Genomic DNA, 8,979 nt, shown 5'->3' on the forward strand with positions numbered 1-8,979 from the left:
TTTTGCCGGCTTGGATGTCAAGGAAAAACAATCAGGGACTTCGGTCAAGGGAAAACCAAAAATATCAAAAAGAGGAAACAGATATCTGAGAAAAGCAGTACATCTGCCCGCACTTACTGCGGTAAAACACTGTGAACAGTATAAAGATACCTATGCAAGACTAGTCGGAAGACATGGAATTAAAATGAAAGCATTGGTAGCAATCCAAAGAAAACTTCTCGAACTGGCCTACATCCTCTACAAAACAAAAACAACTTTCGAACAAAACTATGAAGAAAAAGGAAAGGCCCTGCAACAAACGGCAGAGCCTTTTGAATCTAGCTTGAGCTGATTTATATACAAAGATAAAAATAAAGATTTTACTTGAAACTTAACACAGAATCTTGGCTCTTGTTTCTTGTTTCTAATTTCTCGGCTCTCGTCTCTCGCTTCGTAAATCTAAAATCATAAATCTAAAATTATAAATCTAAAATACCCCACTATGAAACTTATTCGATTCGGTACAACAGGAAAAGAAAAACCAGGAATAGAAAACAAAAATGGTCAATGGCTCGATTGCAGTGCTTTTGGAGAAGACTGGTCCGAAGAGTTTTTTGAAAATAATGGCTTGGAAAGGCTTTCCGAGTGGTTGGAACAAACCGAGTCCACACTACTCCAAATCAGCAAATCAATCCGTTTGGGCTCTCCCATCAAAAGACCTTCAAAAATCATTTGTGTGGGATTAAATTATACCATGCATGCCAAAGAAAGCGGAATGGCTGTTCCGGAAGTACCCATTCTTTTTATGAAAGCCACTTCCTCTCTATGCGGTCCCAATGATTCTATCCTCATTCCCCGAAATTCTACAAAAACAGATTGGGAAGTAGAACTAGCAGTGGTCATTGGTAAAAAAGCGACCTATGTCACAAAAGAAGAAGCTATGGATTATGTCGCAGGTTATGCCTTGCACAATGACGTCAGTGAAAGAGATTTTCAATTAAATCACGGCGGTCAATGGGTAAAAGGAAAAAGCGCAGACCACTTTGCACCTTTTGGCCCTTACCTCGTGACCAAAGATGAAATCAAAGACCCCCACAACCTCAGACTTTGGCTCAATGTAAACGGTGAAAAACTACAGGACAGTAATACTTCCGACCTGGTATTCGATATTCCTACCCTAGTCTCCTACATCAGCCAATACATGACCTTACTTCCAGGAGACATTATCTCAACAGGAACTCCTTCAGGTGTCGGTTTGGGTTTAAAACCCCCAAGATACCTCAAAGCAGGAGATGTGGTTGAATTGGGGATAGATGGCCTAGGAACTGCGAAGCAAGTGGCAGTCGCAGTGGGCAGTGGGCAGTAGGCAGTGTTCAGTGAGCAGTCGCAGTGGGCAGTATTCAGTGGGCAGTCGCAGTACATCGCAGTATTCAGTGGGCAGTGGGCAATTGACAATGCCTGAAATCCACTGACCACTTTTTACTGTAAACTGACTTCTACTACAAACTGACCACTGCCTACTGTAAACTATAAACAACAACTGTAAACTGCCTACTGCAAACTGAGACTGCGACTAAAAAATCCTCCCTAACGACCCTCCTCCAAAAATCATTTGTTACTTTTGGGCTTTGCTGATTTTATATGACAAAGAAATATCATTTTATCGCCATTGGCGGTGCAGTCATGCACAACCTTGCCCTCTCTATGGCTGCCAAAGGTTATCAGGTCACTGGGTCTGATGATGAAATCTATGAACCTTCCAGAACCCGGTTAGAAAAAGCAGGAATTCTTCCAAAAGAAAAAGGTTGGTATCCTGATAAAATCCATTCCGGTCTTGACGGTATTATTCTCGGGATGCATGCGCGAATTGACAACCCTGAACTTCAAAAGGCCAAAGAACTGAATATCCCTGTATTTTCATTTCCGGAATTTATCTACGAACAAAGTCAGGATAAAAAAAGAGTGGTCATTTCCGGTTCCCATGGCAAAACAAGTATCACCTCCATGATTCTCCATGTGCTTAAATACCATCAAATGGACTTTGACTATTTGGTAGGTGCACAGATCGAAGGTTTTGACCTGATGGTCAAATTATCCAATGCCCCTGTTATCATCATCGAAGGGGATGAATACCTTACATCGCCTTTGGATAGAAGACCTAAGTTTTTCCATTACCACCACGATATCCTACTGATGAGCGGTATTGCCTGGGATCATTTCAATGTGTTCCCGACTTTTGATTTCTATAAAGAGCAGTTTGAAAAACTGGTGGACTTGACACCGGAAAGCGGTTACTTTATTTATTGTTCAGAGGATGAACATGTCAAAAAATTGGGGCAAAAAGTAAAAGGAAAAATAGACAACCTTATCCCTTACAAAGCACATCCTTACAAAATCAATGATGGAGTCACCTACCTGTTAATCGATTCAGGTGAAATCTCTATCAATGTTTTTGGAGAGCATAATCTTCAAAACCTTCAAGGTGCCCTTGAAATATGTTTGAGCCTAGGGTTATCCAAGGAACAGTTTTATCAGGCCATTCAGGAATTTAAAGGAGCTGCAAAAAGGCAGGAGGTTTTAGCAAAATCAGAAAATTCAATTCTATATAGAGATTTTGCCCATGCCCCTTCCAAATTGGAAGCAACTGTCAACGCCGTTAAAAATCAATTTCCAGAAAGAAAATTAATTGCTGTCCAGGAATTACATACATACAGTTCATTGAACAAGGATTTCGTCCACAACTATGCGAATACCTTTGACAAGGCTGACCTGGCAGTTATTTATTTAAATCCAAAAGCCGTATCTTTAAAAAAGTTAGAGATAATGGATGAGGAAACCCTTAGGGATGCCTTCCAAAGAAATGACCTGAAGCTTTTCACGAATATTGACCAACTCAAAGTTTTTCTTGAATCACAGGATTATCTGAATACCAATTTACTGTTGATGAGTTCGGGCAATTATGATGATATGGATCTATCTCAACTAAAAACCAAAATAAATCAAAACAAATAAAGATGAATTTAAACTTAAAAAATCCCGTAGCATTTTTTGACCTTGAATCTACAGGTATCAATATTTCCACAGACAGAATAGTTGAAATATCTATCTTGAAGGTTCAACCTGACGGGAAACAAGAAATCAAAACCTCATTAATCAATCCTACCATTCCTATTCCTAGGGAAACTTCCTTGATTCATGGTATTTATGATGCGGATGTGAAGGACGCTCCTACTTTTAAAGAAATTTCCAAAGAATATCATCAATTTTTGGTCGGGGCGGATTTGGCAGGTTTCAATGTACTCAAATTTGATATACCTCTATTGGTTGAAGAGTTTTTGAGAGCAGGAATAGATTTCGATATCGAAAAAAGAAACCTCCTTGATTCCCAAAAAATCTTCCACATGATGGAGAAAAGGAATCTAGCGGCAGCATATAAATTTTATTGTGGCCAAACCTTGGAAAATGCCCATAGTGCAGAAGCAGATACCATTGCGTCCTATGAAGTTTTCAAAGCGCAAATTGCCAAATACAATGGTGAAGAAGCCGAAGATTTATTGGGAAATAAGTTGGGAATTTTTGAAAATGACATGAAAAAAATCCATAGCATTCTCAATGAAAAGATGGTGGATTTGGCAGGCAGGTTTATCTTCAATGAAGAAGGCGTGGAATGTTTCAATTTCGGTAAACACAAAGGAAAACCAATCGAGCAGGTCCTCAAAGAAGAACCCTCCTACTATGATTGGATGATGAAGGGTGATTTTCCTTTGGATACTAAAAGGAAGTTTACGCAGGTTAAGTTAAGGGCTTTTAATCAGAGGTAATGACCAATTAGACAATCTGCTTAGAATTCACCACTTTTCTATTATTAAGCGGTCAATATTCCGGAAATGCTTATCTCTGGTTACCAATGTAAGGTCATATTGAAGTACAATTACTGTGTTAATATCCAATAGATATTTACCATTTATCTTTATCTATTTGATCACAATCTTCAACCGCTTATTCTATTTCTTTGAGGTCTTCCTTCGCAAATTTGACCAAACCATCCGGCTTACCTTTCTGTTTTTTAATAATTAAAGATTCGATGAAATCTAGCAACTTCAACTGTTGCGGTAGGCTCAGTTTACTGATGGAGCGATTTATGGAGTCTTGTATCTCAATATTAGCATGCTATTCATTTTTTATACTACATATCAAAATTTAACCTATTTTTCCTGTTAAAAGCGTGTAGCAAACGGTAGTAAAAGCAACATTATTTTGAAGTAAATACCTGATGTCAGAAGGAAAATCCCAAGCCCCACCCTACTGCGCAGCATAAACAAAGTCCTTATCGCCACTTGAAAACCCGCCACCATGTACATAAATCACCAAACCTGTGGGTGTATTGGAATTGGGTAGCCATATATCAAACTGCGTTCTTTCCTTGTTATCCTAGGCAACATTTTTTGCAAATTTTGCATTGACAACTTGCAAGTCAAAAGGCGATTCCGAATTGGTAATGTTTACAATTGAATCTACTGAACTATCCTCATTTTTATCAAAGCCCAATAAAAATAAGATAAGGAGTGAAAAAGTAATGCGTGTTATTGTGTAAGCTTTCACATTATTGCTGTTTTTTATAATTAACTACAAATTCCTTAATAATAAACCCTAAGTGAATCTAGTTACTGGGGTGGCAGTTATATAAACGGTCAAGGATAAAGGCAGTACGGAATTCCAAAGTATGAAGATATTCTCCTAAGCAAAGTTACTGAAGAGAAATTCCACCTAAGGCGGATAGCAGTTTGTCTCGCATTTGTCTTATGTTAGGTTGGCAAGATAAATTTATAATCCAGCAAATTTTACTCCCGCTAATTCTGTCATATCTTTTTTCCAGGTGGTGATGTCCTTTATATTGAATTGATTCAAATGGTCGTGACCGCAGGCCCTTGCCATCACTTTCATCAATTCGGTAGATGCAGAAAAGAAATTAAACAGTTTTTCTGCTGATTTTTCTACATTTATCAATTTCCGCAATTCCGGTTTTTGTGTGGCTATCCCTGCAGGACAATTGTTGGTATGACACATCCTTGCAGCAACACAACCGACGGACTGTATGGCAGAATTCGATAATGCAATGCCATCTGCACCAAGTGCCATGGCCTTGATAAAGTCGTCGGGAATCCGAATTCCTCCCGTAATGATCAAGGTCACATCTTTTCTGCCTACCTTATCCAGATAATGCCTTGCTCTTGCCAATGCCGGAATAGTGGGTACTGAGATATTATTTCTAAAAATTAAGGGAGCGGCGCCTGTTCCACCACCTCTTCCATCCAGGATGATATAATCTGCACTTGCATCTAAAGCAAACTGAATATCTGCTTCAATATGATTGGCAGATAGCTTAAACCCTATCGGAATACCGCCTGTAATTTCACGGACTTTATCAGCAAAGCTTTTAAAATCTTCAATAGTTTTTAAATCTTTGAAAGTGGGCGGAGAAACTGCCGGAGTACCTTCTTCCAGATTTCTGACTTGTGCAATTTTGCCTACCACTTTGTTACCTGAAAGGTGTCCGCCTGTTCCGGTTTTGGCACCTTGCCCACCTTTGAAATGAAAGGCTTGAACCCTTTTGAGCCTTTCCCAATCAAACCCGAATTTGGCAGAAGCCAATTCATAAAAATATTTGCTGTTGGACTGTTGCTCTTCATCCAACATGCCGCCTTCTCCCGAACAAATGCCCGTTCCTGCCAATTCAGCTCCTTTTGCCAAAGAAATTTTAGCCTCTTCGGACAATGCGCCAAAACTCATATCAGACACAAATAAAGGAATGTCCAATTTTAAGGGTTTTTTAGCATTTGGTCCGATAATCAACTCCGAACCTACAGGCACATCTTCCATCAGGGGTTTGGTTGCCAGTTGGGCAGCCAGAATCTGTATGTCTTTCCATAGGGGCAATTCGGGACCGGGTACACCCATAGCTCCCATTTCACCATGATGCCCTGTTTTTGACAAACCATCCCTTGCCAGGGCTTTGATGTATGCCAAAGTGGGCTCTTCTTTAGTGGATCCGGTACTTACCGGGGCTGATGCTTCGCTATCTTTGCTTTGCTCCAATTTGGCATGAGTCCCATCGCAGTATGGTTGGTTTTTGGTATGCTTGCACATACACAAATAAGCATCACCTGTCTGCTTTGCAACAAACTTGACTGGTGTAAAGTCCGTAGTCCGGTGGGAACCATCACAAAATGGTTGGTTCTTACTTAAGCCACAGGCGCACCAATAATTTTCTTCGCCTGCCTTAAGTTCAGTCTTAATTGGTTTTCTATCTGCTATTTTCGGTTTATCCATGGTTTCGTTCTAATTTGTCTCTATCCCAATTTGATGTGACTGCTGCTGCTTCATAACTGCTCTGCAAAAACGAAAGGAGCATTCCTTCGGGATCTTCTGACTGTCGTACATCTTCATACTTCAAAAAAAACTCACCCATTTCAGGGCTGTAAAAGGCTTCATCGGGCAATACCTTTTGTTGACCAAATGCAGGATCGGCAGGGTAAGCATAGGTGTAAAATGCTGGTGGAAAATCTTGGGATCCCGGCCAAAATCCAGCACTAAAAACCTCCTGGGAATAGGCTTCCTGCATTACCTCTAAAGGCATATTGGGCAGCCCACCCTGATGCAATGGTGCAGGACGTCCGGAAAACCTGGTGACGGCCAAATCAAAAGCCCCCCAAAACAGATGCACAGGACTGCTTTTGCCAAGAAAACCACCTCTGAAATCGCTGAAAACCTGATTGGCTTTCAACATGGCATGCCACAACGTGCAAGCGACCTCCGGATCATAGGTCTTGTTCAGTGTATTTTCATTGAAAGGAATGGCAGGATCCATCTCATTCGGGCTTCCATGGATTTTTACATCAATGCCTAACTTAAAAAGCTTTTCAAATAGCTCAGTATAGAATTGGGCCACCGTCATGGGTCGAAGGTCAATGCTCAAAGTTTTCTCATTTGTACATTCAATAAAAACCTTATGCTTTTCAAAGTCAAATTCGATTTGAAAAACACGTCCTTCATAGGGAATGCCTTGTGTGGTGTATCCATGAGCGCTAAGGTACAAAGTGGCATGCCAAGAGTGGTTTTGCCAAGGCATGGCCTGCAACCGAATTTTACCCACTATCTGAATCCACTGATGCAGGGTTTCCAAGGTATCTTTCAGTTTGCCGAATTCCAAGATTGGCCAAGCTAAAGGGATATGTTTTGTTTCCATATTGATCAGTTTTGGCAGTGATTTGGTTTGTTAGGTATCATTGTTTACAGTAAAGCTCAAAGCACCGGATGGGCACTTATTGACCTGATTTTTCAGATCTTCCGTGGAAGCATTCCCGATGCTGATCCAGGGAGATTCTTTTGGTTTGTAAACATCAGGTAATAATTTCACACAAATACCTGCATGTTGGCAAAGCTTGGGTTGCCATTTGATGGTAATTTCGCCGTTTGAATATTCTTTGTTCATAATGGTTAAAGTTATAATGTCAAATTAAAGCACTAATTTTTCCCCCCGCATTCATGTAGATGAATAAAACCGTCTATTCAGAAGAAGCTATTTTCGACCTGATGGTACTGAGGGCTTGAGGTGTAATGCCCAAAAATGCTGCTATCATACGCTGAGGAATCCTGTTGGGCAGTTCGGGATAGGTTTTAAGAAAATAGGCATATCTATCTACAGCAGGAGCACTCAATAGCATCATGACCCTTCTTTGTAATATGCCCATTCTTCTGTATAGCAGGTGGGTATAATTGATGAAATCTTCTTTTGACAGGTTGTCGAATGAGAAAATCTCCTTATCAAAAATGATGACTTCGGCATCTTCTATGCAATCTATAAACAACTCCCCGGGTCTGTCAAACTCCAAAGATTCTACGTCACCAATAATCCAGCCTTCGGATGCAAAACTAAAAATGTGCTCCTTTCCTTTACTATCAATAATAAAACTCCGCAATATTCCTTTTTTAACAAAGAACCTATGTGCACTTGAAACGCCGGACTGTAGTAAAATATCGCCTTTTTTAAAGCTTGTTATTTTGACACTTGGGTCATTTTCCAATATGTGTTTTAATTCTTCCATGGGCTTGCAATGCTGACTTAATCAAATATAATATTTGTTAACAAGTAGTTTGCTAAAATACCGCTGTTTCAATCCTTCATCAAATGAAATCTCCAACCTGATGATTCTATCAAAAAATAAACCGGACCTATCCACCCTATCCGAATCAGTAATTTATAAATGGGTCAGTTTATTTTTCTGATGGAATTGAATTAGACTTAAAGTTAAATTAATGATTCTCGTCTATACGCTCGGCTTTCTATTTAAAATGTTCCTAATTCTTGAAATCTGCATTCTATGATTCCTTTGAAGTATAACTGGGTAAAAATTTGAAATAAGGTTTAATATTGTGGTGAAAAAAGCTATTGCGTAATGTTGTTTAAGCAACATAATAAATACCACCATTTGAATTACAATCAATGCTGCCAGGTGTCCAAATTCAGATTGCCTAGTTTGGTATTCAAAATTTTCTAAACCCAATTTTGTGCCGTCAAAATATCTCTGCCTATTTTTCTCCTTGCCCCAAAATACAAGTAGAAGAAATTTTTTGAAGTATTCAATTTTCAAGAGTTTAGACAATCGGGAGATAAAATTCGGATTCTTTATACGATAATAATTTTCGCCCAATATTCTATTTGTCTTGTATGCGAATCCTAAAAACGCAAAAAATCCAGTAATAAATAAGTTCAATAAAAAAGCAAGTAAAATTCTGATTGGGAGGACGAGTTCAGAAGGTTCCACAAACCAAAGTGTCTTTAATAGTTCATAAGACCTGTAAGCCAAGAATATCGCAATAATTGGAAACAAAATTTTCTTCAACATTTTTTCAATATTTCACGTAAGGTTTTTTCTGCACGTTCCTATTTTCTTACCAATCTTCAACATAAGCTGGTCATTATATCATTTTGATTTTGTA

9 protein-coding genes are annotated in these 8,979 nt (G+C 39.2%); 4 read left to right on the plus strand and 5 right to left on the minus strand.

The window, feature by feature from the left end; all coding sequences use genetic code 11:
- The 4 genes from ACEW8U_RS17745 to ACEW8U_RS17760 all read left to right on the plus strand — a co-directional run.
- Positions 1-331: transposase (locus tag ACEW8U_RS17745; protein WP_373523394.1), on the plus strand; the 331-nt coding region annotated here is incomplete at its 5' end.
- Positions 332-481: 150 nt separating this feature from the next.
- Entirely contained in the window at positions 482-1,345 is an 864-nt protein-coding gene (locus tag ACEW8U_RS17750) for a fumarylacetoacetate hydrolase family protein (RefSeq protein ID WP_373523395.1), read from the plus strand.
- 275 nt (positions 1,346-1,620) lie between these two features.
- Positions 1,621-2,991: a UDP-N-acetylmuramate--L-alanine ligase gene (gene murC, locus ACEW8U_RS17755; protein WP_373523396.1), complete on the plus strand. Its 1,371-nt coding sequence runs from the start codon at positions 1,621-1,623 to the stop codon at positions 2,989-2,991.
- A 2-nt stretch (positions 2,992-2,993) separates the two neighbouring features.
- Positions 2,994-3,800 (plus strand): exonuclease domain-containing protein, encoded by an 807-nt coding sequence (locus ACEW8U_RS17760; RefSeq protein ID WP_373523397.1) that lies wholly within the window; start codon positions 2,994-2,996, stop codon positions 3,798-3,800.
- A gap of 1,003 nt (positions 3,801-4,803) precedes the next feature.
- Here the strand turns inward: ACEW8U_RS17760 and ACEW8U_RS17765 are convergent.
- From ACEW8U_RS17765 to ACEW8U_RS17785, 5 genes are all read right to left on the minus strand, one after another.
- On the minus strand, positions 4,804-6,309 hold the full coding sequence (locus ACEW8U_RS17765) for a glutamate synthase-related protein (protein WP_373523398.1): 1,506 nt from the start codon (positions 6,307-6,309) through the stop codon (positions 4,804-4,806).
- Positions 6,302-7,225: a DUF5996 family protein gene (locus ACEW8U_RS17770; protein WP_373523399.1), complete on the minus strand. Its 924-nt coding sequence runs from the start codon at positions 7,223-7,225 to the stop codon at positions 6,302-6,304. The genes ACEW8U_RS17765 and ACEW8U_RS17770 overlap by 8 nt, the downstream gene beginning before the upstream one ends.
- Positions 7,226-7,255: 30 nt before the next feature.
- Positions 7,256-7,471 (minus strand): (4Fe-4S)-binding protein, encoded by a 216-nt coding sequence (locus ACEW8U_RS17775; protein WP_373523400.1) that lies wholly within the window; start codon positions 7,469-7,471, stop codon positions 7,256-7,258.
- Between the two features lie 73 nt (positions 7,472-7,544).
- Complete coding sequence (locus ACEW8U_RS17780; RefSeq protein ID WP_373523401.1) at positions 7,545-8,084, minus strand: Crp/Fnr family transcriptional regulator; 540 nt, start codon at positions 8,082-8,084, stop codon at positions 7,545-7,547.
- Positions 8,085-8,306: 222 nt separating this feature from the next.
- Positions 8,307-8,885, minus strand: a complete 579-nt coding sequence (locus ACEW8U_RS17785) for a hypothetical protein (RefSeq protein ID WP_373523402.1) — start codon at positions 8,883-8,885, stop codon at positions 8,307-8,309.
- Positions 8,886-8,979 lie beyond the last annotated feature (94 nt).

Source organism: Aquiflexum sp. (genome assembly GCF_041751335.1).
GTDB lineage: Bacteria > Bacteroidota > Bacteroidia > Cytophagales > Cyclobacteriaceae > Aquiflexum.